This is a genomic window from Rhizobium sp. YTU87027 (assembly GCF_050644135.1).
Taxonomy (GTDB): Bacteria; Pseudomonadota; Alphaproteobacteria; order Rhizobiales; family Rhizobiaceae; genus Rhizobium.
Map to the genome: position 1 here is coordinate 1,311,663 of NZ_CP098440.1, position 25,522 is coordinate 1,337,184.

20 protein-coding genes and 1 pseudogene are annotated in these 25,522 nt (G+C 59.5%); 18 read left to right on the plus strand and 3 right to left on the minus strand.

Translation table 11 applies throughout. The features are described from left to right. The first annotated feature begins 27 nt into the window (after window positions 1-27). The 7 genes from rseP to lpxB all read left to right on the plus strand — a co-directional run bounded on the left by rseP (window position 28) and on the right by lpxB (window position 8,143). Complete coding sequence (gene rseP, locus NBG89_RS06655) at window positions 28-1,161, plus strand: RIP metalloprotease RseP (protein ID WP_431322167.1); 1,134 nt, start codon at window positions 28-30, stop codon at window positions 1,159-1,161. A gap of 195 nt (window positions 1,162-1,356) precedes the next feature. Next, entirely contained in the window at window positions 1,357-3,693 is a 2,337-nt protein-coding gene (gene bamA / locus NBG89_RS06660) for an outer membrane protein assembly factor BamA (RefSeq protein ID WP_431322622.1), read from the plus strand. A gap of 50 nt (window positions 3,694-3,743) precedes the next feature. Continuing rightward, entirely contained in the window at window positions 3,744-4,805 is a 1,062-nt protein-coding gene (gene lpxD / locus NBG89_RS06665) for a UDP-3-O-(3-hydroxymyristoyl)glucosamine N-acyltransferase (protein ID WP_431322168.1), read from the plus strand. Beyond that, the gene (gene fabZ / locus NBG89_RS06670; RefSeq protein ID WP_088694901.1) at window positions 4,798-5,265 is read left to right on the plus strand and encodes a 3-hydroxyacyl-ACP dehydratase FabZ; all 468 of its coding nucleotides are present in this window, start codon (window positions 4,798-4,800) and stop codon (window positions 5,263-5,265) included. Before lpxD ends, fabZ begins: the two co-directional genes overlap by 8 nt. After that, on the plus strand, window positions 5,262-6,080 hold the full coding sequence (gene lpxA / locus NBG89_RS06675; protein WP_431322169.1) for an acyl-ACP--UDP-N-acetylglucosamine O-acyltransferase: 819 nt from the start codon (window positions 5,262-5,264) through the stop codon (window positions 6,078-6,080). Before fabZ ends, lpxA begins: the two co-directional genes overlap by 4 nt. A 3-nt stretch (window positions 6,081-6,083) precedes the next feature. Beyond that, window positions 6,084-6,965 (plus strand): LpxI family protein, encoded by an 882-nt coding sequence (locus NBG89_RS06680; RefSeq protein WP_431322170.1) that lies wholly within the window; start codon window positions 6,084-6,086, stop codon window positions 6,963-6,965. After that, window positions 6,962-8,143 (plus strand): lipid-A-disaccharide synthase, encoded by a 1,182-nt coding sequence (gene lpxB, locus NBG89_RS06685; protein WP_431322171.1) that lies wholly within the window; start codon window positions 6,962-6,964, stop codon window positions 8,141-8,143. Before NBG89_RS06680 ends, lpxB begins: the two co-directional genes overlap by 4 nt. Before the next feature lie 28 nt (window positions 8,144-8,171). Here lpxB and gltA read toward each other — a convergent pair whose 3' ends face one another. Beyond that, on the minus strand, window positions 8,172-9,461 hold the full coding sequence (gltA, locus tag NBG89_RS06690) for a citrate synthase (RefSeq protein WP_088694904.1): 1,290 nt from the start codon (window positions 9,459-9,461) through the stop codon (window positions 8,172-8,174). Window positions 9,462-9,753: 292 nt separating this feature from the next. Here gltA and NBG89_RS06695 point away from each other — a divergent pair. Continuing rightward, window positions 9,754-12,175, plus strand: a pseudogene (locus NBG89_RS06695) (ComEC/Rec2 family competence protein). Here the strand turns inward: NBG89_RS06695 and lexA are convergent. Continuing rightward, window positions 12,156-12,872 (minus strand): transcriptional repressor LexA, encoded by a 717-nt coding sequence (gene lexA / locus NBG89_RS06700; protein ID WP_088694905.1) that lies wholly within the window; start codon window positions 12,870-12,872, stop codon window positions 12,156-12,158. The pseudogene NBG89_RS06695 and the gene lexA overlap by 20 nt on opposite strands. 199 nt (window positions 12,873-13,071) lie before the next feature. Between lexA and NBG89_RS06705 the strand changes: the two genes are divergently transcribed. Together NBG89_RS06705 and kdsA are read left to right on the plus strand one after the other, a co-directional pair. Beyond that, window positions 13,072-13,956 (plus strand): VOC family protein, encoded by an 885-nt coding sequence (locus NBG89_RS06705; protein WP_431322172.1) that lies wholly within the window; start codon window positions 13,072-13,074, stop codon window positions 13,954-13,956. Then, on the plus strand, window positions 13,953-14,798 hold the full coding sequence (kdsA, locus tag NBG89_RS06710; RefSeq protein WP_431322173.1) for a 3-deoxy-8-phosphooctulonate synthase: 846 nt from the start codon (window positions 13,953-13,955) through the stop codon (window positions 14,796-14,798). Before NBG89_RS06705 ends, kdsA begins: the two co-directional genes overlap by 4 nt. 24 nt (window positions 14,799-14,822) lie before the next feature. Here kdsA and NBG89_RS06715 read toward each other — a convergent pair whose 3' ends face one another. Then, window positions 14,823-16,667 carry a methyl-accepting chemotaxis protein gene (locus NBG89_RS06715; protein ID WP_431322174.1) on the minus strand — a complete coding sequence of 615 codons (1,845 nt, stop codon included), beginning with the start codon at window positions 16,665-16,667 and terminating at the stop codon, window positions 14,823-14,825. 442 nt (window positions 16,668-17,109) lie between these two features. Here NBG89_RS06715 and eno point away from each other — a divergent pair, with 442 nt between their 5' ends. The 8 genes from eno to lpdA all read left to right on the plus strand — a co-directional run bounded on the left by eno (window position 17,110) and on the right by lpdA (window position 25,492). After that, a complete protein-coding gene (gene eno, locus NBG89_RS06720) occupies window positions 17,110-18,384 on the plus strand; it encodes a phosphopyruvate hydratase (RefSeq protein WP_028748139.1) in 1,275 nt (424 codons plus the stop codon). Window positions 18,385-18,525: 141 nt separating this feature from the next. Beyond that, complete coding sequence (locus tag NBG89_RS06725) at window positions 18,526-18,846, plus strand: FtsB family cell division protein (RefSeq protein WP_037127727.1); 321 nt, start codon at window positions 18,526-18,528, stop codon at window positions 18,844-18,846. Window positions 18,847-18,992: 146 nt separating this feature from the next. Beyond that, complete coding sequence (pdhA, locus tag NBG89_RS06730) at window positions 18,993-20,039, plus strand: pyruvate dehydrogenase (acetyl-transferring) E1 component subunit alpha (protein WP_431322175.1); 1,047 nt, start codon at window positions 18,993-18,995, stop codon at window positions 20,037-20,039. A gap of 17 nt (window positions 20,040-20,056) precedes the next feature. Continuing rightward, the gene (locus NBG89_RS06735; RefSeq protein WP_431322176.1) at window positions 20,057-21,430 is read left to right on the plus strand and encodes a pyruvate dehydrogenase complex E1 component subunit beta; all 1,374 of its coding nucleotides are present in this window, start codon (window positions 20,057-20,059) and stop codon (window positions 21,428-21,430) included. A gap of 18 nt (window positions 21,431-21,448) precedes the next feature. After that, window positions 21,449-22,786, plus strand: coding sequence for a pyruvate dehydrogenase complex dihydrolipoamide acetyltransferase (locus tag NBG89_RS06740; protein WP_431322177.1), 1,338 nt, complete (start codon window positions 21,449-21,451; stop codon window positions 22,784-22,786). A 19-nt stretch (window positions 22,787-22,805) separates the two neighbouring features. Continuing rightward, window positions 22,806-23,447, plus strand: a complete 642-nt coding sequence (locus NBG89_RS06745) for an SGNH/GDSL hydrolase family protein (RefSeq protein ID WP_088694912.1) — start codon at window positions 22,806-22,808, stop codon at window positions 23,445-23,447. Window positions 23,448-23,449: 2 nt separating this feature from the next. Further along, window positions 23,450-24,031 (plus strand): GNAT family N-acetyltransferase, encoded by a 582-nt coding sequence (locus NBG89_RS06750; protein ID WP_431322178.1) that lies wholly within the window; start codon window positions 23,450-23,452, stop codon window positions 24,029-24,031. 15 nt (window positions 24,032-24,046) lie between these two features. Further along, window positions 24,047-25,492 (plus strand): dihydrolipoyl dehydrogenase, encoded by a 1,446-nt coding sequence (lpdA, locus tag NBG89_RS06755; RefSeq protein ID WP_431322179.1) that lies wholly within the window; start codon window positions 24,047-24,049, stop codon window positions 25,490-25,492. Window positions 25,493-25,522 lie beyond the last annotated feature (30 nt).

Below are 25,522 nucleotides of genomic sequence, written 5' to 3' on the forward strand. Positions count from 1 at the left end.
GTCTGCAAAGGCTGGCGGAAAGATCAGATGCTTGGCTTGACCGGTATATTGGCGTTCCTGACGGGCTATATCGTGCCCTTCGTCCTCGTCTTGTCGTTGCTCGTCTTCGTGCACGAGATGGGGCACTATCTTGTCGGGCGCTGGAGCGGCATCCGGATATTGGCGTTCTCGATCGGCTTTGGTCCGGAACTCATCGGCTTCACGGACAAGCAGGGAACCCGCTGGAAGCTTTCATTGATACCGCTTGGCGGCTACGTCCGCTTTTTCGGCGACGAGGACGTATCGAGCAAGCCCGATGACGACAAGATCGCCGCGATGTCGGAAGAAGACCGCGCGCGTTCGTTCGCTGGCGCGAAGCTGTGGAAGCGCGCCGCAACCGTAGCTGCCGGCCCGATTGCGAACTTCATCCTTGCGATTGCGATTTTTGCAGTTCTTTTCTCGATCTACGGCCGATCGGTCGCCGATCCTGTTGTCGCGGAAGTCAAGCCGGGCAGCGTCGCGGCTGAGGCCGGCATCGCGCCGGGCGATCTGCTGATGGCCATTGATGGCACGAAGGTAGAGACCTTCGATGACGTGCGGCGCTACGTCAGCATTCGGCCCGAGCAGCGGATCATTGTGACGATTGAGCGCAACGGCGAGAAGCTGGATGTGCCGATGGTGCCGGCCCGGACTGACATGACCGATCAGTTCGGCAACAAGATCGAAATCGGTCTTATCGGTATCGTTACGAACCAGGAGGTCGGGCACTTCCGGGTGCAGACCTATTCGCCGCTGGAGGCGGTCAAGGAAGGCGCGATCCAGACCTGGCACATCGTAACCGGGACTTTCAAGTATATCGGCAATCTGGTCTCCGGTTACATGAAGCCCGACCAGCTTGGCGGACCGATCCGCGTCGCACAGGCTTCCGGCCAGATGGCGACGTTGGGCGTTGCAGCTTTGCTGCAGCTTGCTGCTGTCTTGTCGGTTTCTATCGGATTACTGAACTTGATGCCGGTTCCGGTACTTGATGGCGGTCATTTGATGTTCTATGCGATTGAAGCGGTGAGGGGAAAACCGTTGGGTTCGTCTGCCCAGGACATTGCGTTCCGCATTGGCTTGGCGATGGTTTTGAGCTTGATGGTTTTTGCCACCTGGAACGATATAAGTGCTTTAATTGGCTGATTGCCGGACGAGGGAAAATTACCGTTTATTTACGATGTTTCAAAGCTGTAGTGGCGAATGCGTCACGCTTTGAAATGAAGTAAACAGAAATTAACTTGCTCCCTTGCTTGTATGTCAAAAGCGGGTAAAACGACACACGTGGCCGGAATCGGGGGACGCCTGAAGCCGGGGACGAGAAAAAAGGTAATGGGTGAAATGAAGGCTGGTTCAAGATTTTTGAACGCAGTATCGGCGGTTGCGCTGTCTGCAGGTATTGTTGCTTCGGGGGCAGGTGCAACGGTTTTCGTCTCGGCAACGACGGCAGAAGCTGCAGTTATTCAGCGTATTGATGTGCGTGGTGCCAGCCGTGTCGGCGCTGAGGCCGTCCGCTCAAACCTTACAATCCAGCCTGGCAAGAGCTTCTCCAACACCGATATCGATGACTCGGTGAAGCAGCTTTACGACACTGGCTATTTCTCTGACGTGAAGATTTCCGTCTCTGGCAGCACGCTGGTTGTTTCCGTCCAGGAAGCGCAGCTCATCAACCAGGTCGTCTTCAACGGCAATCGCAAGATCAAGGACGACAAGCTTGCTGCTGTCGTGAAGACGCATGCGGCCGGACCTTTCAACGACGCGCAGATCCAGTCGGACATTCAGGCGATCAAAGACGCGTACGCCGCGACCGGTCGCAGTGAAGTTCAGGTAACCACGCAGGTCGTGCCCCTCGGCGAGGGACGTGTGAATCTGGCTTTCGTCATCGACGAAGGTGATCGCACCAAGATTGCCGCTATTAATTTCGTGGGCAACAACGCCTACAGCTCGGGCCGTCTCTCTTCGGTCATCAACACGAAGCGCTCCAACTTTCTGTCGTTCCTGACCCGCAAGGACGTCTACAACGAAGATAAGCTGCGCGCCGACGAAGAGGCGCTGCGTCAGTTCTATTACAATCGCGGATATGCCGACTTCCGTATCATTTCGTCGGATGCGGCGTTCGACGAGGCAACGAACAAGTACACGCTGACCTTCAACATCGAAGAGGGCCCGCGCTATGATTTTGGTGCCATAACTGTGCAGTCGACCGTTCCCGGCATCGATTCGACGCAGCTTCAGGGGCTGGTTCGCACGCGTGAAGGCCAGGTCTACAGCGCCAAGGAAGTCCAGAAGTCCATGGAGGCGATCTCCGATCAGGTGGCTTCCGCTGGCTATCCATTTGCGCGCGTAACGCCGCGCGGCAACCGCGATCTGGGCAACAACACGATTGGCGTCGAATACCTGGTCGATCAGGGTGAGCGCGCCTACGTCGAGCGTATTGAAATCCGCGGCAACAGCCGTACGCGCGACTTCGTTATCCGTCGCGAGTTCGACATGAGCGAAGGCGACGCGTTCAATCAGCAGATGATCACGCGCGCAAAGCGCCGCCTCGAAGCTCTCGGCTATTTCTCGTCGGTCAACATCTCGACGCAGCCTGGCAGTTCGCCGGATCGCGTCGTCGTCGTTGTTGATGTGCAGGACCAGGCCACCGGCTCGTTCGGTATTGGCGCGGGCTATGCTGCGGGTGGCGATGGCTTGATCCTCGAAGCCTCGGTTGAAGAAAAGAACTTCCTGGGTCGCGGTCAGTACATCAAGGTCAGTGCTGGTGGCGGCCAAGAGGGCTCCAGAACCTACGGCTTGAACTTCACCGAGCCCTACTTCTTGGGCTATCGTCTGGCCGTCGGTTTCGATCTGAACCACAGCGAGACGTCGAGCAACGACAACTACGACTACGAAGAAAACAGTGGTGTGCTGCGTGCGACGGCGCCGATCACGGAAGATCTGGCAACGACGTTCCGTTACAACTATAAGCAGATGAAGTACGATCCTTCGGGATCGCTGAGCGATCTGTCTGCGCCTTACCAGCATCTCGTCGAAGACAGCCCGTGGGTAAAGTCGTCCATTTCGCAGACGCTGACCTACAACACGCTTGACGATATGACGCTGCCTCGCGAAGGCATCTATGCGAGTGTGACGCAGGAAATTGCCGGCCTCGGCGGTGACTCGCAGTTCTATAAGATCTACGGCAAGGCACGCTATTATCACCTGCTGGCAGACGATGCTGATATCATCGGTTCGCTTGCGGGTTCGGCAGGTTATGTCGTCGGCTTCGACAAGCATCTGAACGTCTTTGACCAGTTCACGCTGACCAACGGCGACATCAGAGGCTTCGAGAATAAGGGGATTGGCCCGCGCATTGCAGGCTCTAACGACGACCCGCTCGGTGGCACGACCTACTTTACGGTATCGGCTGAAGCGACGTTCCCGCTTCCGGCATTCCCGCGCGACTTCGGCTTGCGTGGCGCCTTGTTTGCCGATGCTGGCACGCTGTTTGGCAACGACGTCGATCCGCTTGGCGACAGTGTGAACGGTGAGGACGCATCGCTTCGCGCGTCCGTCGGTGTTGGTCTTATGTGGGCATCGCCGTTCGGTACCCTGCGCGTCGACTACGCGATCCCGGTCGTCAAGGAAGACTTTGACAAAACTCAGAACTTCAAGTTTGGCATAAACAACCAATTCTGATATCGGCAGTCCGGAACCGTAAAACCGAATTCCGTTCTGGAGATTTGCCGATGGAGCAAAATGGCTTTTTTCTGCCCCATGATGGCGTGAAACTCTCGGAGTTGGCGCAGTATCTTGGGGCAGAGCTTGCTGACCCCAAAGATGCAGATGTTGTGATCCGCTCCGTTTCGCCCGTAAATCGGGCGAAGGCCGGCGACCTCTGTTACATCATGTCGAAAAAGAGCAAGGACGAGCTCGCGACCTGTGCGGCATCTGCTGTGCTTTGCACTGCCGGACTGCGATCGCTGGTCCCCGAGCATCTGCCTGTCCTGATTTCGAAGAATGCCCATGCGGCCTTTGCAATGGCCGGTGGCTATCTCCATCCGAAGGCACTTCGTCCGGAGGCACTGCTGTCCGAAGGGGCTGGCGTCTCGGATCGCGCGGTCGTCGATAAGACGGCGCGTCTGGAAGGCAGGGTTTCGGTCGAGCCATTCGCGATCATCGGCGCGCATGCGGAGATCGGCGAGGGCACGCACATCGGAGCCGGCGCCGTCATCGGTCCAAATGTGAAGATCGGCCGCAATTGTACGATCGCGGCTGGCGCAAGCGTGCTGTGCGCGCTCGTCGGCAACGGCGTTATCGTCCATAACGGCGCGCGTATCGGCCAGGATGGCTTTGGTTATGCTCCGGGTCCGCGCGGAATGATCAAGATCGTTCAGATCGGTCGGGTTATCATTCAGGATCACGTCGAGATCGGCGCCAATACGACGATTGACCGTGGTGCGATGGACGATACGGTCATCGGCGAAGGCACGAAGATCGATAACCAGGTCCAGATCGGCCATAATTGCCGCATTGGGCGCCATTGCGCCATCGTTTCGCAGGTCGGCATTGCCGGCAGCACGGTGCTTGGCGATGGCGTGCAGATCGGCGGGCAGGCTGGACTGAACGGACATATCAAGATCGGTGACGGAGTGCAGATCGCGGCGAAGAGCGGCGTGATCGGAGACATACCCGCCGGCGAACGTTACGGTGGTGTGCCCGCGCGCCCCATCAACGATTTTCTGCGAGAGACCGCAGCGATTTTGGCGCGATCAACGGGCGGCAAGAAAACGGGAGAAAAGAATGACTGAGGAAGCCAAGACTTCGCTCTCTTCGGCGGATATCATTGAGATTATGAAGCTGCTGCCACATCGTTATCCGTTCCTGCTTGTGGACCGGATCATCGATATCGACGGCGACGAATCCGCGATCGGTATCAAGAACGTGACGGCAAACGAACCGCATTTCACCGGTCATTTTCCGGAGTCGCCGATCATGCCGGGTGTGTTGCTCATCGAGGGCATGGCGCAGACGGCCGGCGCGATCTGCGCCAAAAAGCAAGGCGAGACTGGGAATCTGGTCTACTTCATGACGATCGACAACGCGCGCTTCCGCAAGCCAGTCGTTCCTGGCGACCGTGTCGAATATCACGTGAAGAAACAGAAGCAGCGCGGTAATATCTGGAAGTTCCATTGCGATGCCAAGGTTGATGGAGCGCTTGTCGCCGAGGCTGACATCGGCGCGATGATCGTTCGCAAGGATCAGGCATGAGCACCATTGCAGCCAGCACCAGCATTCACGCGATGGCGGTTGTCGAAGACGGCGCCGTGATCGGCGAGAACGTCAAGATCGGCCCTTTCTGCCACGTTGGGCCGAAGGTCGTGCTGGGTGATAACGTGGAACTGCTTGCGCATTCGGTTGTCTCCGGCAGGACGACGCTCGGTAAGGGATGCCGCGTTTTCCCGATGGCCGTAATCGGCGGCGATCCGCAGAGTGTTCATCATGGCGGCGAAGAGACGACCTTGACGGTCGGCGATAACTGCACGTTCCGCGAAGGCGTGACGGTCAATACGGGTACCGCCGACTTTGGTGGCCAGACGATTGTCGGCAATAACAACCTCTTCCTGGCGAATTCGCATATCGCCCATGATTGCCGGGTCGGAAACAACGTCATCATGTCCAACAATGTGATGCTTGCCGGCCACGTGACGATCGAGGATCGCGTCATTCTTGGTGGCGGCTGTGCCGTGCATCAGTTCACGCGCGTCGGCCGGCAGGCCTTTGTCGGCGGCCTTTCTGCCGTCAGCTACGACGTCATTCCCTATGGCATGCTGAATGGCAATCCCGGTCTTCTGAGTGGCCTGAACGTTGTTGGCATGACCCGCGCTGGCGTTGATCGGGCGACGATCCATACCGTGCGGCGCGCCTACAAGGCGATCTTCGAAGGCGACGGTTCGATCCGTGACAACGCCGCCGCGATCCGGGACGAATATGCCGATTGCGAACAGGTCATTCAGATTCTCGACTTCATCGCCGCTGAAAGCGATCGCGCTCTTTCCTCTCCGACCAGGGGACAGAAAGGGTGATGCTTGGCTCTCGCGGGTGACATGGCAAAAGGCCGCTTGGCAATTATCGCGGGCAGCGGTCTTTTACCGTCTCATGTCGCCACCGCGGCGCGAGACGCAGGCGAGAACCCCTTCATTATCGCTCTGAAAGACGAGGCTGACCGGTCCTGGGAAGGCTTCGACCACGCGGTCATCGGCGTCGGCGATTTCGCTGCTCTCCATCGGATCTTTGAAAACAACGGCATAGACCGCGTCGTAATGTCAGGCGGCGTAGGCCGGCGTCCGGAGTGGCGCGAAGTCAGGCCGACGTTGAAAACGCTCGTGAAACTGCCGTCGACAATTCGTACGCTGCTTGCTGGCGGCGACGATACGGTGTTGCGGATGGTCATTACCTTGATCGAGGAGAATGGACGTCGGGTCGTTGGTGCGCACGAGATCGCACCCGATCTGCTTGCGTCCGTCGGTCCGCTGGGTGCCGTTCGCCCAAGCGCGGATGATATAAAGGACATCGCGCGAGCTGCAGAAGCGGCGGATGCGCTCGGTAGGCTGGACGTCGGTCAGGGGGCTGTTGCCGTTGGTGGCCGCATTGTCGCGCTCGAAGGAGTGGAGGGCACGGACAGCATGTTGGATCGCGTCGCTAATCTGCGCTCGGCTGGGCGAATTTCCGCGCGCCGCCGTGGCGTGCTCGTGAAACTCTGCAAGCCGCAGCAGGATATCCGCGCGGACCTGCCATCGATCGGTATTTCGACGATCGAGAACCTACAGAAGGCGGGGCTGGCCGGCGTGGCTGTTGAAGCGGGCCGCTCACTCGTCCTGGAGCGAAACGCTGTCATAAAGGCTGCGGATGAAGCCGGTATCTTCGTGTGTGGGTTGGACAGGGGATTGCCATCCTGGGGGCTGGCGTGAGCGAGGCGGCACTGAAAGTTGCTATCGTCGTTGGAGAGGTTTCGGGCGACCTTCTGGGCGCGGACCTGATTGCAGCCCTGAAGCGGCAATTTCCGGGCGACGTGGAACTGATCGGGGTCGGCGGCGAGGGACTGGAGGCGCAGGGTCTGTGCTCGCTTTTCGATTTCTCCGAGCTGCAGGTCATGGGCATCACGCAGGTGCTTTCGAAGCTGCCTCGGCTGGTTCGGCGGATTGGCGAGACGGCGGCGGCAATCATCGCCGCCAAGCCCGATGTGCTTATTATCGTTGATAGTCCGGACTTCACCCATAGGGTCGCCAAGCGTGTGCGCACGGCGCTGCCCGACCTGCCTGTTGTCAATTATGTTTGCCCGAGCGTTTGGGCGTGGAAGGAATACCGCGCACACCGCATGCTCGCCTATGTCGACCATGTGCTGGCTGTCTTGCCATTCGAGCCGGAAGTCATGCACAGGCTGGGCGGCCCGCCGACAACCTACGTTGGCCACCGCCTGACTGCTGATCAGAACCTGCTATACGCCCGCGGCCAGCGCGCCCAGACGAAACCGCGAGGCCCGGCTGATCGGAAGACCGTGATGTTGCTGCCCGGTTCGCGCTCGTCCGAGATCACCAAGCTGCTGCCGCACTTTGGCGATGCCATGCACGAGCTGGTGGCACGTAACGGCGAGATGCGCTTCATTTTGCCGACGATGCCGCGCCGCGAATCCATGATCCGGGATCTCGTGAAGGATTGGACCACCAAGCCGGAGATCGTGACGGGAGCGGAGGCAAAGTGGCGGGCTTTCGCGGAAGCGGATGCGGCCATGGCGGCGTCGGGGACCGTCGTGCTCGAGCTGGCGCTGACCGGCGTTCCCTGCATCTCTGCGTACAAGACCGACTGGATCATCAAGCTTATGACCAGCAAGATCAAAACGTGGAGCGCGGCTCTTCCGAACCTGATCGCGGATTACGCTATTGTGCCCGAATATATCAACGACGTTGTCCGAGGCGGCAGCTTTGCGCGCTGGATGGAGAAGCTCTCGGTGGACACCTTGCCTCGGCAGGCAATGATGGAGGGGTATGACGTCCTCTGGCAGAGGATGCAGACCGAAAAGCCGCCGGGAGAACACGCGGCCGAGATTGTTCTCGACATCCTTCAAAAGAAAAAGCCCGGTCACTTCTGACCGGGCTTTTGCTTTTTGCTGTCGCTGATTAGCGCTTGGAAACCGGCACGTAGTCGCGCTGCGGCTCGCCGATATAGAGCTGGCGCGGGCGACCGATACGCTGTTCCGGATCTTCGATCATTTCGTTCCACTGGGCAATCCAGCCGACCGTACGGGCGAGAGCAAACAGCACGGTGAACATGGTCGTGGGGAAGCCCAGGGCCTTCAGCGTGATGCCGGAATAGAAGTCGATGTTCGGATAGAGCTTCTTCTCGATGAAGTATTCATCGGTCAGTGCGATGCGTTCGAGTTCCATCGCGACCTCGAGCAGCGGATCGTCCTTGACACCGAGCTCGCCGAGAACCTCATGCGTCGTCTTCTGCATGATCTTGGCGCGCGGATCGTAGTGCTTGTAGACACGATGACCGAAGCCCATCAGACGGAACGGATCGCTCTTGTCCTTGGCGCGCGCGATGTATTCCGGAATGCGGTCGACAGTGCCGATCTCGGTCAACATGTTGAGCGCTGCTTCATTGGCGCCGCCGTGAGCTGGGCCCCAGAGGCATGCAATGCCGGCAGCGATGCAGGCAAACGGGTTTGCACCCGAAGAGCCTGCGAGGCGGACGGTCGAGGTCGACGCGTTCTGCTCGTGGTCGGCGTGCAGGATGAAGATGCGGTCCATCGCGCGCGACAGCACCGGATTGACCACATACTCCTCGCAGGGAACTGCAAAGCACATGCGCAGGAAGTTCGAGGCGTAGTCGAGGTCGTTCTTCGGGTAAACGAAGGGCTGGCCAATGTGGTATTTGTAGGCCATGGCGGCCAGCGTCGGCATCTTGGCGATCATACGCAGGCTTGCGACCATACGCTGATGCGGATCCGTGATGTCGGTGGAGTCATGGTAGAAGGCCGACAGCGCGCCGACACAGCCGCACATGACAGCCATCGGATGCGCATCGCGGCGGAAGCCCGTGAAGAACCGGCTCATCTGCTCATGCACCATCGTATGATGGGTGACGCGATAGTCGAAATCCTTCTTCTGGGCTGCGGTCGGCAGTTCGCCGTAGAGAAGCAGATAGCAGACTTCGAGGAAGTCGCCGTGCTCGGCGAGTTGCTCGATCGGATAGCCGCGATGCAGAAGCACACCGGCGTCGCCGTCGATGTAGGTGATTTTCGATTCACAGGATGCGGTCGAGGTGAAACCAGGATCGTACGTGAAGGAAGCCGTGTTCTTGTACAGGGCGCCGATATCGATGACGTCAGGACCGATCGTGCCGCTCTTGACAGCGAGATCGACTGATTTGTCACCGATTTTCAGTGTTGCGCTTTGTTCCGTCATTCTGATCCTCCAAACTGGCGGTTGGCGCCATAAAAGCGCCATAGGGTTAAGCGTCGTCGACGATAGCTATATGATCGCGCGCCTAATGCCAAGTTACCGCGGCGCCATTTTGTGCATCGCAGTATCAACTTTTGGGCACTGCTGCGATGAGCGCCGCGCATAGCAGAAGCTGATGATTATCCTTGGCTTTTCTCACTTCCGATTTTCCTTCAGATTTCAATCGATTATCCTTGCTAAGAAGCCATCGAGCTTGCATTCTGGTTGTAGGAGCGGCTGTTTTTGGGCGCAATGCATGCCGGGGTTGAAGCCATTCAAGGTGAGGGAGGTCGCACCCGCCGCGGATGCGTTTGAGCGCGCGGGAGAACCTTCTTTTCTTGTTCCGCAAGCGACTCCGAAACGCCCGCTCGTTTTCCGCACTCAATCGTTCTTGCCGTGGCCAACTCGGATTAGGACTGCGACGGACTGTTGCTCCGCGTGGCTTCGACACGCCGCAGCAACGGAAATGGAACATGGGCGGTTCTTCCTGTCTTCGCCGGTCTTCCTGGGGGCAGGCGCGGTGCTCTGGTTCGAACTTGAAAGCGACCTGCCGGAGCTACGGATGGTGGCCTGGTTTGCGGTATTCGCCCTTGTCGTGCTGGCGGCAGGGCGAGGACGCCGACTTGTCCGAAATGCCGCATTGGGGGGCTTGCTCTGTGTCGTGGGGATGTTCGCGGGCCAGTTCGAAACTTGGAGCAGGCCGACCGTTATACTGGACACAGCCGTGACGACCACGATTACGGGGCGCGTCGAACGCCGCGAGGGGGACGGCCGTGGCCGGTGGCGCTACATCGTCTCCGTCTCATCGACGCAGTCACCCGAGATAAGGCGGCCACCTGAGCGGGTTTCCGTCGTCGCGCGCGGGCAGGCGGAACCATTCGGCATCGGTGCGTGGTTGACGGGTCGCTCGCTGCTGACGCCGCCTGCCGGACCCGCGCTCCCCGGGCTCAACGATTTTGCTTTCAGCGCCTATTTCGACGGGATTGGCGCGAACGGATGCGCCAAGCGCTTCGATGCCAGCAACCGTCGGTGAGCAGCCGCCGTGGAATGGCGCGGTGAATTGGTTGGACGCACTTCGAAGCGGTATAGGTGACCGTATCCGCGAGATCCTGCCGGGCGATACCGGTGCCTTCGCCGCCTCGCTTGTCACCGACGAGCGGCGTGCCATCTCGCAGGAAACGACCGATGCCCTGCGTCAGGCTGGCCTGGCACATATCGTGGCGATCTCCGGCCTTAACATGGCCATGTCGGCCGGCATCTTTTTCGTCGGCCTGCGCCAGGCGTTGAGCCTGTTTCCTTCCGTTGTCCAGGCATATCCGACCAAGAAGACCGCCGCGGCTGGCGCGCTGGCAGCGCTGACGGCCTATTACATGATCTCGGGCTTCGCGGTGTCGGCGGAACGTGCCTTCATCATGATGGCGATCATGCTCACTGCCGTGTTCTTCGATCGACCGTCGATCAGCTTACGCAACATCGCCTTGTCCGCCTGGGTGATCCTGCTCCCGTCTCCGTCCGAGGCGCTGGGACCGAGCTTCCAGATGTCATTCGCAGCGAGGCTCGCCCTAATCTGGTCACAGAGAAGCGCGCGCGAACACCCTCTGCTGCAGGTCGCCGCAGTGAAGCCCATCGCTTGTCGCTCGCTTCTTTGGGTGCACCTTGCTGACCTCGATGATCGGCGGCTTCTCGACGGCGCTCTTTGGTGTCGAACACTTCCACCGGCTCAGCGCTTACGGACTACCCGCAAATCTCATGGCCATGCCGGTGATCTCTTTTGTGGTAATGCCAATGGGGATGTTCGCGATGTTGCTGACGCCGTTTAGCCTCGATATTATTCCCTGGAAAATCGCGGGCTTCGGGCTCGACATCGTGATCGCCATTGCCAAGATGGTCTCGGGCTGGGGTGGCAACGTCGATATCGGACGACTGCCGGGTTGGTGCTTTCCGGTGGCGGTCGCGGGCTTCCTCTCGCTTGCCCTTCTGCGAACCAAGCTCCGCTATCTCGGCGCTGCCGTGATCGCGTTGGCAACCGCCCTTGTGGCATTGGCGCCGTCCAGACCGCCCCCGACATTGTCATCGCCGAGGACGGCAGTCTTGTCGCGATTGTCAAAGGGCAGGTCCTTGCATCCAATCGACCCCATCCGCCTGACTTCGTCTTCGATCAATGGCGAAGGGCGCTCGCGGCGGAGTTAAGCCAGCCACCGCAATTGTTGGAAGGCGTCGGCCCTGTTCGGCAGCGCGGAAATAAAGGGGAAGCTCCACGACTCTCAGCAACGGAATTGCGTAACGCTCGCAACGCGCTACGTTAGGCATCGACGGGCGCTGAGAACCGCTTTGTCTGCCTGAAAGGCGCCTGGTGCACCGCCCCGCATGATAGCGGCTACGTCGTGACAATCGTCGAAAATCCCGCTTATTTCGGCGCTGCCTGCGATACAGCCGATATCGTCGTAACGCCCGCTCGCCTGCGGGCGACGGCATGCCGGTCGGGCGCGCTTCTGTTCACCGGCGAAACCCTGCGTCGTTCGGGCGCTGCTGAGATAAGGATAGATGACCAAGGTGTACCCGTGGTAACGACGGCCTACACCACACTTGACCGCCCTTGGATGTGGCATCGGGCATACAACTGGCGGAGCGGCACCTTCGACGGTGAGCCGCCGTTCTTCAATGATAACGGCGAATGAGGCCGACGAGCTTGCCCTGAACCTTGACACGGTCGGGCCCGAAAATACGCGTTTCATAAGCCGGGTTCGCGGCCTCAAGCGCAATGGAAGCGCCTTTGCGGCGGAAGCGCTTAAGGGTTGCTTCCTCGTCATCGACAAGTGCGACAACGATGTCGCCGGCATTTGCAGTGCTGGCGTTGCGGATGATCACCGTGTCGCCATCAAAGATGCCGGCTTCGATCATCGAGTCGCCCTTGACCTCAAGCGCATAGTGTTCGCCCGGGCCAAGCATGTCGGCTGGAACAGTGATGTCGTGGGTAATGTTCTGGATTGCCGAAATCGGCACGCCCGCGGCGATCCGTCCCATGACTGGCACGGAGGCGGAATTGCCGTTGTCGGCTTGTGCAGCCGGCTTCGGCGGCGCGACCGGCTGTGGCTTTCCGAGGCTGCCTTCGATGACGCTCGGCGAAAAGCCGCGGCGGGGCTGCAAGCTCGGATTGTAGGCTTCAGGAAGCTTGATGACCTCCAGGGCACGGGCTCGATTCGGCAGTCGACGAATGAAACCACGTTCTTCCAGAGCAGTAATTAGCCGGTGGATGCCGGACTTCGACGCGAGGTCCAAGGCGTCTTTCATTTCGTCAAAAGATGGGGGGACACCGGACTCCTTCATTCGTTCGTGAATGAAGAGAAGAAGCTCCTGTTGCTTGCGCGTCAGCATCGAAGTTGAACCCCAGAGTCGTGAAACAAAGCCAGAACAGACACTATATGTTCCATATGTGTTCCGCAAGTACCTAAATTTTCGTAAAACTTGCCTGCAACTTGTTCAGTTTTTGCATTGCTTTTGAGCGAAAGCGCAGAAGGGGGTTGCATTGTTCCCTTGCCCGGCGCACATCTTCGCAAATTCCCGGGAGTTTGCCATGAGCGAAGCACATCCGCTGGACCACATCGTGCTGCCGGTCTCCAATATTGTACTTGCCCGCGAGCGTCTCGGAAAACTCGGATTCACCGTCGCGCCCGATGCCCGGCATCCTTTTGGAACCGAGAACGCCTGCATATTCTTCGCCGACGAAACTTACCTGGAGCCTCTCGCGGTCGCCAGCGCAGAACCGTATGAGGCGTCAGCGAAGAAGGGCAATGTCTTTACCGCGCGTGACCGCGCCTTTCGGTTTCGATGCGGGGATGATGGGTTCTCCGCTGCGGTCTTCGCGACCGCCGATGCCGACCGCGACCATGCCAGATTCCTTGCCGAAAAGATCAACGGTGGCGAGATGCTGCAGTTCGAGCGACCGATGAGGCTGCCCGACGGTTCTCAGGCAACCGCCGCGTTCAAGCTCGCGTTCGCGGTCGATCTGCGAGCTCCGGACTTTTTCTTTTTCACATGCCAACGCGTCAATCCGCTGCCGTCTGATCGAAGGACGCTGCAAACCCATGTGAACGGCGTCAAAGGAATCGCGGAGATCATTCTTGGCGCGCCGGACCCAAAGGCTTTTGCACTATTTGTGCGCGCCGCGGCGCACAGCCTCACGGTGACCAACGAGGCCTTTGGCGCGAGTGTTACAACTCCGAACGCCAAAGTGAGCGTTCTCTCTCCAGATGGATTGGATGCCTACTTCGACATCCCCGCACCCTCAAACGATCGCGGCCTGCGTGGCGTCGCCATTGTTTTCACGGTCAGTGATCTCGCCGTGACAGAAGCGCATTTGGCTGCTAACGGGATGACCTACACGCGCAAGAACAATCGAATTCTGGTGAAGGCGGCGCCCGGCCAGGGTGCGCTCTTCGCCTTCGAGGAGAAACGATGAGCCAGACAAATTCCGAAGTCGTGGTTGGCCAAGGCGCCGGCCGCGTCACCTTTTCGAATACCGGCAAGCTGTCGCTGATTGCCGGCCCGTGTCAAATGGAGAGCCGTGACCATGCCTTCATGGTCGCGGGCGTGCTTAAGGAACTCTGCGACAAGCTTGGTCTTGGTCTCGTCTATAAGTCGTCCTTCGACAAAGCCAACCGGACGTCGCTATCGGCCCAGCGAGGCATTGGCCTTGAAAAGGCTCTGGAGGTCTTTTCCGACCTTAAGAAGGAATACGGTTTTCCGGTTCTGACTGACATCCATACGGAAGAGCAGTGCGCCGAGGTGGCAACCGTCGTCGACATCCTGCAGATTCCTGCCTTCCTCAGCCGCCAGACCGACCTGCTCGTGGCTGCCGCCAAAACCGGCCGAGCCATCAACGTCAAGAAGGGGCAGTTCCTGGCGCCTTGGGACATGAAGAATGTCCTCAACAAGCTGAACTCGACAGGCAACCCGAATATTCTCCTGTGCGAGCGCGGGGCCTCCTTCGGCTACAACACACTCGTATCGGACATGCGTTCGCTGCCAATCATGGCGGCGATGGGCGCTCCGGTTGTTTTCGATGCGACGCATTCAGTCCAGCAACCGGGCGGGCAAGGCGGTTCCAGCGGTGGTCAGCGCGAGTTTGTCGAAACGCTCGCGCGCGCTGCCGTTGCAGTCGGCGTCGCAGGTGTATTCGTCGAGACACACGAAGATCCGGACAACGCGCCGTCTGATGGCCCGAACATGGTCTACCTCAAGGATATGCCGCGGCTGCTGGAAAAACTCCTCGCCTTCGACGCGATTGCCAAACTGGCTTGAAGCGCGAGCGGAGGATGCTCGCCATCAGCTGGCGAGCGCGATCCTTTGGTTTGAAGAGTATCCCGATGCCGCGGGCCTCGTCGCATTCTCAAGGACGAAGCGGGAGAGCAGGTGATTGAGGTGTGCTGCCTCGTCGCCAAGCTCGCGGCAGGCCGCACTCGTTTCCTCGGCCATCGCTGCGTTCTGTTGCGTGACGCTGTCCATGGTGTTGACCGCGGCATTGACTTCGACGAGGGCGGTCGTCTGTTCGGAAGAGGAGCGCACGATCGCCTCTATCAGCGCCGTCACCTTCAAGACCTGCTGATCGATATGGTTTAGGGCTTCGCCGGTGCGGTTAACCAAGGCAACGCCGGTCGAAACCTGACCGGAAGAGGTCTCGATCAACTGTTTGATTTCCTTCGCCAGATTGGCAGAGCGGCCCGCCAGATCGCGCACTTCCTGTGCCACGACGGCAAAGCCCTTGCCGGCCTCACCTGCACGGGCGGCTTCCACCCCGGCATTGAGCGCGAGCAGGTTGGTCTGGAAGGCGATTTCATCGATGACATTGATGATCGCACCAATCTGCGCGGACGACGTTTCGATCTTCTCCATCGCAGCCACCGCCTCGCGCACGACGGTTGCCGAATAGCTGGCGCTTTCCTTGGTCGCCGTCATCATCGTATTCGCTTCATTCGCGCGTTCCGACGAGTTCTTAACGGTCACGGTGATTTGGTCGAGCGCGGAAGCGGCCTGTTCGAGCGAGGCTGCTTGATGTTCCGTTCGCCGCGCCAGATCTTCGGTGCTTGATGAAATTTCGCTGGAGCCGATCTTTACCGCATTTGTCGCGGTTGCAATGTCCTTCATCGCGCCGGAAAGCGTGCGGACGCTCGAGTTGAACTGTTCGCGAAGCTTCTCGTAGGCTGACTGGAAGGGCTCGCTGAGCTGTACGGTGAGATCGCCACCGGAGAGGCGTTCCAAGCCACGACCGAGGTCCACGATCACGCGCTCGCGCGCGGCCTCCTCGTCTGCCTTGACGGCGGCATGCGCCGCATCGCGCAGCGTTTGGGCTTGGCGCTCGGCGTCCTGGCGCTGGCGGATGTTGTTTCGCTCTTGAGCAGATTCGCGGAAGACGGTGACGGCGCGCGCCATCTCGCCGATCTCGTCGGCGCGGACGCTGAAGGGTACATCCTTCGAATAGTCACCGCCGGCAAGGATCGTCATGTAATCACGCATCGCCGACAGCGGCACGATGGCGCGCCGGCGGAAGACATAAAGGCCGCCAAGAAGCAGGCAAAGCGAGACGGCGGCAGATGCAAGCGTGATCGTCGAGAGGAGGTGTGTCTGCTCGGCAGCGTCCTTTTCGGCCTGGGCCGAGAAGGCGTTCGCCATATCGACCAGTTCGTTGACGGCCTTTTCGTGGACATGGAAATTAGTCGCGAGTTTCTCGAAAGCAGTATGGATAACGGCGGTGTCGTTGCTGAGGATGGCAGGGGCAAGTTCGTCCTGCATCACCTTCCAGAACAGATCGCCTTTGACGAGGACGTCGTTCAGCAGTTTTTCCTTGAGGTCGGCGCTGAGCGCTGTCGCCTGCCAATATTTACGGCGGTCCTCATAAGCGGGAATCAGGACACTTTGGATGCGGTCGATGTTCTTCCGAGCAACCTCCGGGCGCTGTACTGCTTCGAGCGCGAGCATGTAGGACTCAACGACATAAAGGGGCGGCGGCAAAATATCGGCTACGAGATCCTTCCCATAGACGATCTGCTTGTACATCTCGCCGTTCACACGCAACTTGTTGAAGGCATAATTCTGTATGCCGATTGAAGCGATAAGCCCCGCGGTGACGACTGCCGCGAAGATGGCAAGGCTACGTGCAATGTTGAGTTTCATCCTATGCCCCGTGAATTTTAATGGCGAAAAATGTCGTTGCTGACAACTATTCTTGGAATTTCCGAGCGAACCGTAACGGCGACGGTCTGATTACATTGGTAGGCGGGGTTGGACCGCATGAGGAGGCGCATCATGCAATACTGTCGTTGAAGAGCGGGCAGTATTTCCTCATCGAGCGTTAACTATAGGTTTGATTGGTTACCGACCGATAAATTTCAACCAACTTTAGAGTAATGATCTCCATTTTCAAAACTTGAGGTTTTGAAATACTGGAGACATTTTGTTCCTCACGGATTGGCGCAACGGGGCGCCGCTTCAAAAGCTTGACATATTCGCGCTATAGGGCCGTGACATGCCGTGTGTCGTCAGTGCGGCATTGTAATTTGCGTGCCTTCGATTAAACAGGCTTCGAACGTTATCACCCACCGAGCAGGAAGAACCGATGACTGCAATTACCGACATTATCGCCCGCGAGATTCTCGACAGCCGTGGCAATCCGACCGTCGAAGTCGATGTCTATCTCGAAGACGGCAGCATGGGCCGTGCGGCGGTGCCGTCGGGCGCTTCGACCGGTGCTCACGAAGCTGTCGAAGTGCGCGATGGCGGCAAGCGCTATCTCGGCAAGGGCGTTGAGAAGGCCGTCGAGGCCGCCAACACCGAAATCTTCGACGCGATCGGCGGCATCGATGCCGAAAATCAGATCCAGATCGACAACATCATGATCGAATTGGATGGCACGCCGAACAAGTCACGTCTCGGTGCCAACGCCATCCTCGGCGTTTCGCTCGCCGTGGCCAAGGCCGCTGCGCAGGCGGCCGGTCTGCCGCTCTACCGTTACGTCGGTGGCGCCAGCGCTCACCTGCTGCCGGTCCCGATGATGAACATCATCAATGGCGGCGCGCATGCCGACAACCCGATCGACTTCCAGGAATTCATGATCATGCCTGTTGGCGCCGATTCCATCCGCGAAGCTGTTCGCATGGGCTCGGAAGTCTTCCACGTCCTCAAGAAGGAATTGTCGGCCCAGGGTCATAACACCAACGTCGGTGACGAAGGCGGCTTCGCGCCGGGCCTGAAGAGTGCGCCTGAGGCCCTCGACTTCATCATGAAGTCCATCGAGAAAGCCGGCTACAAGCCGGGCGACGACATCAGCCTTGGTCTTGACTGCGCTTCGACGGAATTCTTCAAGGATGGCAAGTACGTCCTCGAGGGCGAGGGCCGGACGCTGGAGCCGGGCGCCATGGCCGAATACCTTGCTCAGCTTGCAGCCAAGTATCCGATCATCTCGATCGAAGATGGTATGGCTGAGGATGACTGGGACGGCTGGAAGGCTTTGACCGATCTCGCTGGCAAGAAGGTTCAGCTGGTCGGCGACGACCTCTTCGTCACCAACTCGGCTCGCCTGCGCGACGGTATTCGCATGGGTGTCGCAAATTCGATCCTCATCAAGGTCAACCAGATCGGCTCGCTGACGGAAACGCTCGATGCCGTCAACACCGCGCACAAGGCTGCCTACACGGCCGTCATGTCGCACCGTTCCGGCGAAACCGAAGATTCGACGATTGCCGATCTGGCGGTCGCCACCAACTGCGGTCAGATCAAGACGGGCTCGCTGTCGCGCTCGGACCGCCTGGCCAAGTACAACCAGCTGATCCGTATCGAAGAGGGCCTCGGACCGCAGGCTCGCTACGCCGGCCGCTCGATCATCCGCGGCTAATCGCGTCTGATTTCAGCAAGTTGGACCCGCGCCTTCGAAAGGCGCGGGTTTTTTCTTGCCTGATTTTTCATAGTCAACGGACAGTTAATCTCTGCCCGGTAGTCTCGCACGTATCGAGGTAATGCGTTCGAGCGTGTGTTTATGTGGACAAAGCATCACAAGAAGAAAAAGATCGGTCGTTTCGTGGTTCCGGCCATGACGGTCGCCTTTCTTTCCTACTTCGGCTATCATTGCATCCATGGGGACTACGGTCTGCGGGCAACCGAAGGGTTTGAGCGCCAGCGGATCGCGCGCGAAAGGGAGTTGGCGGTTCTGAAAAGCAAGCGCGAGCATCTTGAAAAGCAGGTCGCGCTGCTGAGCGACGGTTCTATGGACAAGGATATGCTGGACGAAAAAGCGCGTCTTCAGCTCAATGTTTCTCGTGCCGACGAGATCGTCATATTCAATCATTATTCCAATTAACCCAAATTCGGTTAATCGAATTAAATCTTTATTTATCAGCGACTTGCTGGTGAATACGAGCCATGCATTTATGGCATTGCTGTGGCGAAATTTCTTCCCTATGGTACGCGCCACCAGAGAACCGACAAACCCATAGGGAGGGTTGAATGGCGCCGCGAAAAAACGCGACCGTTTCCAGCCGTAAAACTAGCGCAAAGCCGGCAAACAAGGCATCCAATGGTGGTCCTGTTGCCGATTTCACGCGTGACGAAGAGCTCAGCGCCTATCGCGAGATGCTGCTGATCCGCCGCTTCGAAGAAAAGGCCGGCCAGCTTTACGGCATGGGCTTCATTGGCGGTTTCTGTCACCTCTACATCGGTCAGGAAGCTGTCGTTGTCGGTATGCAGATGGCGCAGAAAGAAGGCGATCAGGTTATCACTGCCTATCGCGACCACGGCCATATGCTGGCGACCGGCATGAGCGCTCGTGGTGTCATGGCCGAGCTGACTGGCCGCCGCAGCGGTTATTCGCACGGCAAGGGCGGCTCGATGCACATGTTCTCCAAGGAGAAGCATTTCTACGGCGGTCACGGCATCGTCGGTGCGCAGGTGTCGCTCGGAACGGGCCTTGCTTTCGCGAACAAGTATCGTGGTAATGACAGCGTCTCCGTCGCCTACTTCGGTGATGGCGCTGCGAACCAGGGCCAGGTCTACGAGAGCTTCAACATGGCCGCTCTCTGGAAGCTTCCGATCATCTACATCGTCGAAAACAACCGTTACGCCATGGGCACTTCGACCGCTCGTGCAACCGCGCAGTCGAATTATTCGCTTCGTGGCTCCGGCTTCGGTATCCCCGGCATTCAGGTCGACGGCATGGATGTCCGCGCCGTCAAGGCTGCTGCCGACGAAGCGCTTGAGCATTGCCGCTCCGGCAAGGGTCCGATCATCCTCGAGATGCTGACCTACCGTTATCGCGGTCACTCTATGTCCGACCCGGCGAAGTACCGCACGAAGGAAGAAGTACAGAAGATGCGCTCGGAGCAGGATCCGATCGAGCAGGTGCGCGCGCGCCTCCTGGAAAAAGGCTGGGCCTCTGAAGACGATCTCAAGGCGATCGACAAGGACGTCCGCGATATCGTTGCAGACAGCGCCGACTTTGCCCAGGCCGATCCGGAGCCGGATGCGTCCGAGCTCTACACTGACATTCTGCTCTAATCGGGGAGGGACGACCCATGCCAATCGATATTCTCATGCCCGCCCTCTCTCCGACGATGGAAGAAGGCACGCTTTCCAAGTGGCTCAAGCAGGAAGGCGACACCGTCAAGTCTGGTGACGTGATTGCCGAAATCGAAACCGACAAGGCAACGATGGAAGTCGAAGCGGTCGATGAAGGCGTCATCGGCAAGCTACTGGTTCCGGCCGGCACCGAAAACGTAAAGGTCAATGCCAAGATCGCGGTCCTGCTGCAGGACGGCGAATCGGCATCCGATATCTCGGCCGCAACTGCCGCGCAGTCGGCGCCTGCCGCGGCTCCGCAGGCTGAAGAGAAGCCTGCCGCTGCTCCGGTTCCTGCTGAGCCAAAGGCAGCTGTGCCAAACGATCCGGAAATTCCGGCCGGCACCGAAATGGTTTCCATGACCGTTCGCGAAGCACTTCGCGACGCCATGGCCGAAGAAATGCGCGCCGACGACGGCGTCTTCGTCATGGGCGAAGAAGTTGCCGAGTACCAGGGCGCCTACAAGGTGACCCAGGGTCTTCTGCAGGAATTCGGCGCCCGCCGCGTCATCGACACGCCGATCACCGAACACGGCTTTGCCGGCGTCGGCGTCGGCGCTGCCATGTCTGGTCTGAAGCCGATCGTCGAATTCATGACCTTCAACTTCGCGATGCAGGCGATCGACCAGATCATCAACTCCGCCGCCAAGACGCTTTACATGTCTGGCGGTCAGATGGGCGCTCCGATCGTGTTCCGCGGCCCGAACGGTGCTGCTGCCCGCGTCGGCGCTCAACATAGCCAGGATTACTCGGCCTGGTATAGCCAGATCCCGGGCCTCAAGGTCGTCATGCCCTACACGGCATCCGACGCCAAGGGCCTGCTCAAGGCTGCCGTTCGCGATCCGAACCCGGTCGTCTTCCTCGAAAACGAAATCCTCTACGGTCAGCATTTCGATGTGCCGAAGCTCGATAATTTCGTTCTCCCGATTGGCAAGGCTCGTATCCACCGTCCGGGCAAGGATGTGACGATCGTCTCCTTCGGCATCGGCATGACCTATGCCACCAAGGCGGTTGCCGAACTCGAGAAGATCGGCATCGACGCCGAGCTGATCGACCTGCGCACGCTGCGTCCGATGGACCTTCCGACGGTCATCGAATCGGTCAAGAAGACCGGCCGTCTGGTCACCGTCGAGGAAGGCTATCCGCAGAACTCTGTCGGCACCGAAATCGCTACCCGCGTCATGCAGCAGGCCTTCGATTATCTCGATGCGCCGGTTCTCACGATCGCCGGCAAGGACGTTCCGATGCCTTACGCCGCCAACCTCGAGAAGCTTGCGCTTCCGAGCGTCGCCGAAGTCGTCGATGCCGTGAAGGCTGTTTGCTACAAGTAACAAGGGGAGGGTATTTCGATGCCTATCAACATCACGATGCCTGCCCTCTCTCCGACGATGGAAGAAGGCAATCTGGCCAAGTGGCTCGTCAAGGAAGGCGACACGGTCAAGTCGGGCGACATCATTGCGGAAATTGAAACCGACAAGGCGACGATGGAAGTCGAAGCGGTCGATGAGGGCACGGTCGCCAAGATCGTCGTTCCTGCTGGCACTGAAGGCGTAAAAGTCAATGCCTTGATCGCCGTGCTTGCCGCCGATGGTGAGGATGTAGCTGCCGCTGCCAGTGGTGCAGGCTCCGCCGCACCGGCGCCGAAGGCTGCGGAAACCCCGAAAGCGGAAGCTGCGCCCGCACCGGTTGCACAGGCCCCGGCTGCTGCCGCACCGGCTCCCGCCGCTGCTTCGGCCGGTGGTAATCGTACCTTCTCGTCGCCGCTCGCACGCCGTCTGGCGAAGGAAGCCGGTATCGATCTGTCCGCCATTGCTGGCTCCGGCCCGCATGGCCGCGTCGTCAAGAGTGACGTCGAAGCCGCCGTCGCAGGCGGTGGCGCCAAGGCGGCTCCCGCAGCCGCAGTCGCGCCACCGGCCGCAGCGCAAGCTCCGGTCGCTGCGCCGAAGCCTGCTTCGGACGATGCCGTTCTAAAGCTCTTCGAGCCGGGCTCCTACGAGCTCGTGCCGCATGACGGCATGCGCAAGGTCATCGCCAAGCGCCTCGTCGAGTCCAAGCAGACCGTGCCCCACTTCTACGTCAGCGTGGATTGCGAGCTCGACGCGTTGCTGGCACTGCGCGCCCAGCTCAATGATGCGGCACCCCGCAAGGACGGCGCGCCGGCCTACAAGCTCTCCGTCAATGACATGGTCATCAAGGCCATGGCGCTGGCGCTGCGCGATGTTCCGGATGCGAACGTCTCCTGGACCGAAAGCAACATGGTCAAGCACAAGCACGTCGACGTCGGCGTTGCCGTCTCGATCCCTGGCGGTCTGATCACCCCGATCATCCGCAAGGCCGAGGAGAAGACCCTGTCGGTCATCTCCAATGAGATGCGCGATCTCGGCAAGCGGGCCAAGGATCGTAAGCTGAAGCCTGAGGAATACCAGGGCGGCACGAGCTCCGTCTCCAACATGGGCATGATGGGTGTGAAGAACTTCGCGGCCGTCATCAACCCGCCGCATGCAACGATCCTCGCGGTCGGCGCAGGCGAGCAGCGCCCGGTTGTCAAGAACGGCCAGCTGGCCGTCGCGACCGTGATGACCGTCACGCTTTCGACCGACCATCGCTGCGTCGACGGCGCGCTTGGCGCGGAGCTGCTGCAGGCGTTCAAGGGCTACATCGAAAATCCGATGGGTATGCTCGTCTGAGACCGGAGCGGAGGCGGAAATGACGAAGACCGTTCTTTGCTATGGTGACTCGCTGACCTGGGGCTATGACGCCGACACGATCGGGCGTCATGCCTACAAGGATCGTTGGCCAAGCACGCTTCAGGCGGCGCTCGGCAACGAGGTGCGGATCATCGCTGAAGGATTGAACGGGCGGACCACCGCCTTCGACGACCATCTCGCCGACTGCGACCGGAACGGTGCACGCATCCTGCCGACGATCCTGCAGAGCCATGCGCCGCTTGATCTCGTCATTCTGTTGCTTGGTACCAACGACATGAAGCCTGTCGTGGCAGGGTCGGCCTTTGCCGCCTGCCAGGGCATCGCCCGGCTGGTGCGGTTGATCCGCAACCATGCCTGGCCTTTCGAATTCGACGGGCCGGACATTTTGATCGTCGCGCCGCCGAAGATTCGCGAGACGGCGAACGTGCCGTTTGCGGCATCTTTCGTCGGCGGCATCGAGGAGTCGGCGAAGCTTCCGACCCTCTATCGCGATCTCGCGGACGAACTTGGCTGCGGCTTCTTTGACGGCAATTCGGTAGCGAAGACGACACCAGTCGATGGCATTCACCTCGATGCGGAGAATACCCGCGCTCTCGGGCGCGGCATGGAATCGACTGTGCGGATGATGCTGGGGCTTTGAGCATGGGATCCTTCGTTTCGCTTCGTTCCGCGACGCGGGAGGATGCGACGGAGCTGGCTTTACTCACGGATATCGCGTCGCATGGTTTCGCTTCCTGGCTGTGGCTCTCGGAGCTCGGAAACGGCGGCGGCGATACGCCGATGGAGCGAGGACGGCACAAGCTACGCGGTGACCAGGGGCAGGGCAACTGGAACGATGCGGTTATTGCCGAAGCCTACGGCGAGATCGCGGGAGCCGCGATCGGCTACGGTCTTGGTGAAGGCATACGGAATATCGAGGCGGATCGCCCGGCGCTGAAGCCGGTCATCGATCTGCAGAAAATGGTGGTGGGAAGCTGGTTTATCGGAACGCTCGGTGTCTACAGCCATCTGCGTGGCATCGGGATCGGTCGGCGGCTTCTGAAGGATCAGATTGAGCGGGCGGGGAACGCGCCGGTCAGTCTGATTACAGCAGGTTACAACGAAGCGGCGCTGTCGCTTTACAAGAAGAATGGATTTTCGGAGTCGGCGCGCGCGGATGCCGTGGCCTTCTTCGAAAACGGCAGGAAACACGAGTGGGTGCTTCTTACCCGCGACGCCCGATAGCAAAGGCAGGAAAACATGGCTGAGAACTACGACGTCATCATCATTGGCTCCGGCCCCGGAGGCTATGTCGCCGCCGTGCGTGCCAGCCAGCTGGGCCTCAAGACCGCGATTGTGGAACGCGAGCATCTGGGTGGCATCTGCCTGAACTGGGGCTGCATCCCCACCAAGGCTCTGCTTCGCTCGGCCGAAATTCTCGACCACGCCAATCACGCCAAGGACTACGGCCTCGTGCTCGAGGGCAAGATGAGCGCCGACGTGAAGGCCGTGGTTGCCCGCTCGCGCGGTGTGTCGGCACGCCTCAACGGCGGTGTTGGCTTTCTGATGAAGAAGAACAAGGTCGACGTGATCTGGGGTGAAGCCAAGATTACCAAGCCGGGCGAAATCGTCGTCGGCAAGTCGTCAAAGCCGGTGGTCGAGCCGCAGCATCCTGTGCCGAAGGGCGTCAAAGGCGAGGGCACCTACACCGCCAAGCATATCATTGTTGCCACAGGTGCGCGTCCCCGCGCCCTGCCGGGCATCGAGCCGGATGGTAAGCTGATCTGGACCTATTTCGAGGCCCTGAAGCCCGATGTGCTGCCGAAGTCCCTGATCGTCATGGGCTCGGGCGCGATTGGCATCGAGTTCGCAAGCTTCTACCGCTCCATGGGCGTCGACGTCACCGTCGTCGAAGTCATGCCCACTATCATGCCAGTCGAGGATGCCGAAGTCACCGCGATCGCTCGCAAGCAGTTGGAAAAGCGTGGCTTGAAGATCTTCACGAGCGCTAAGGTTGCCAAGGTCGAGAAATCTGCCAACAGCATCACCGCGCATGTCGAGACGTCTGATGGAAAGGTCCAGCAGATCACGGCCGACCGGATGATCTCGGCTGTAGGCGTCCAGGGCAACATCGAAAACCTCGGCCTCGAGGCTGTCGGCGTCAAGACGGATCGCGGCTGTGTCGTCATCGACGGCTACGGCAAGACCAATGTCGCTGGCATCTATGCCATTGGCGACGTCGCCGGCCCGCCGATGCTCGCTCACAAGGCCGAGCACGAGGGCGTCGTCTGCGTCGAGAAGATCGCCGGCCTGCCGAACGTCCATCCGACCGACAAGGGCAAGGTCCCGGGCTGCACCTACTGCAACCCGCAGGTCGCCTCCGTCGGTCTGACGGAAGCCAAGGCCAAAGAAGCCGGCCGCGACGTCCGCGTCGGCCGCTTCTCCTTTGCCGCCAACGGTAAGGCGATCGCGCTCGGCGAAGATCAGGGTCTCTGCAAGGTGATCTTCGACAAGAAGACCGGCGAATTGCTCGGCGCCCACATGGTCGGTGCCGAAGTCACCGAACTCATCCAGGGCTTCGTCGTCGCCATGAACCTCGAGACCACGGAAGAGGAGCTGATGCACACCATCTTCCCGCATCCGACGGTTTCCGAAACCATGAAGGAAGCAGTGCTCGATGCCTACGGTCGGGTGCTGAACGCTTGATAGTTTCCTTTCCCGCTCTCTATTTCGGGG

What these genes read in the sequence shown, in the direction of transcription:
- lpxD (WP_431322168.1), top strand. Translation starts at nt 3,744, where the DNA reads ATGGAGCAAAATGGCTTTTTTCTGCCCCATGATGGCGTGAAACTCTCG.
- lexA (WP_088694905.1), bottom strand. Translation starts at nt 12,872, where the DNA reads ATGCTGACGCGCAAGCAACAGGAGCTTCTTCTCTTCATTCACGAACGA.
- bamA (WP_431322622.1), top strand. Translation starts at nt 1,357, where the DNA reads ATGAAGGCTGGTTCAAGATTTTTGAACGCAGTATCGGCGGTTGCGCTG.
- NBG89_RS06725 (WP_037127727.1), top strand. Translation starts at nt 18,526, where the DNA reads ATGTGGACAAAGCATCACAAGAAGAAAAAGATCGGTCGTTTCGTGGTT.
- NBG89_RS06735 (WP_431322176.1), top strand. Translation starts at nt 20,057, where the DNA reads ATGCCAATCGATATTCTCATGCCCGCCCTCTCTCCGACGATGGAAGAA.
- NBG89_RS06705 (WP_431322172.1), top strand. Translation starts at nt 13,072, where the DNA reads ATGAGCGAAGCACATCCGCTGGACCACATCGTGCTGCCGGTCTCCAAT.
- eno (WP_028748139.1), top strand. Translation starts at nt 17,110, where the DNA reads ATGACTGCAATTACCGACATTATCGCCCGCGAGATTCTCGACAGCCGT.
- fabZ (WP_088694901.1), top strand. Translation starts at nt 4,798, where the DNA reads ATGACTGAGGAAGCCAAGACTTCGCTCTCTTCGGCGGATATCATTGAG.
- NBG89_RS06745 (WP_088694912.1), top strand. Translation starts at nt 22,806, where the DNA reads ATGACGAAGACCGTTCTTTGCTATGGTGACTCGCTGACCTGGGGCTAT.
- NBG89_RS06750 (WP_431322178.1), top strand. Translation starts at nt 23,450, where the DNA reads ATGGGATCCTTCGTTTCGCTTCGTTCCGCGACGCGGGAGGATGCGACG.
- rseP (WP_431322167.1), top strand. Translation starts at nt 28, where the DNA reads ATGCTTGGCTTGACCGGTATATTGGCGTTCCTGACGGGCTATATCGTG.
- pdhA (WP_431322175.1), top strand. Translation starts at nt 18,993, where the DNA reads ATGGCGCCGCGAAAAAACGCGACCGTTTCCAGCCGTAAAACTAGCGCA.
- kdsA (WP_431322173.1), top strand. Translation starts at nt 13,953, where the DNA reads ATGAGCCAGACAAATTCCGAAGTCGTGGTTGGCCAAGGCGCCGGCCGC.
- NBG89_RS06740 (WP_431322177.1), top strand. Translation starts at nt 21,449, where the DNA reads ATGCCTATCAACATCACGATGCCTGCCCTCTCTCCGACGATGGAAGAA.
- gltA (WP_088694904.1), bottom strand. Translation starts at nt 9,461, where the DNA reads ATGACGGAACAAAGCGCAACACTGAAAATCGGTGACAAATCAGTCGAT.
- lpxA (WP_431322169.1), top strand. Translation starts at nt 5,262, where the DNA reads ATGAGCACCATTGCAGCCAGCACCAGCATTCACGCGATGGCGGTTGTC.
- NBG89_RS06715 (WP_431322174.1), bottom strand. Translation starts at nt 16,667, where the DNA reads ATGAAACTCAACATTGCACGTAGCCTTGCCATCTTCGCGGCAGTCGTC.
- lpdA (WP_431322179.1), top strand. Translation starts at nt 24,047, where the DNA reads ATGGCTGAGAACTACGACGTCATCATCATTGGCTCCGGCCCCGGAGGC.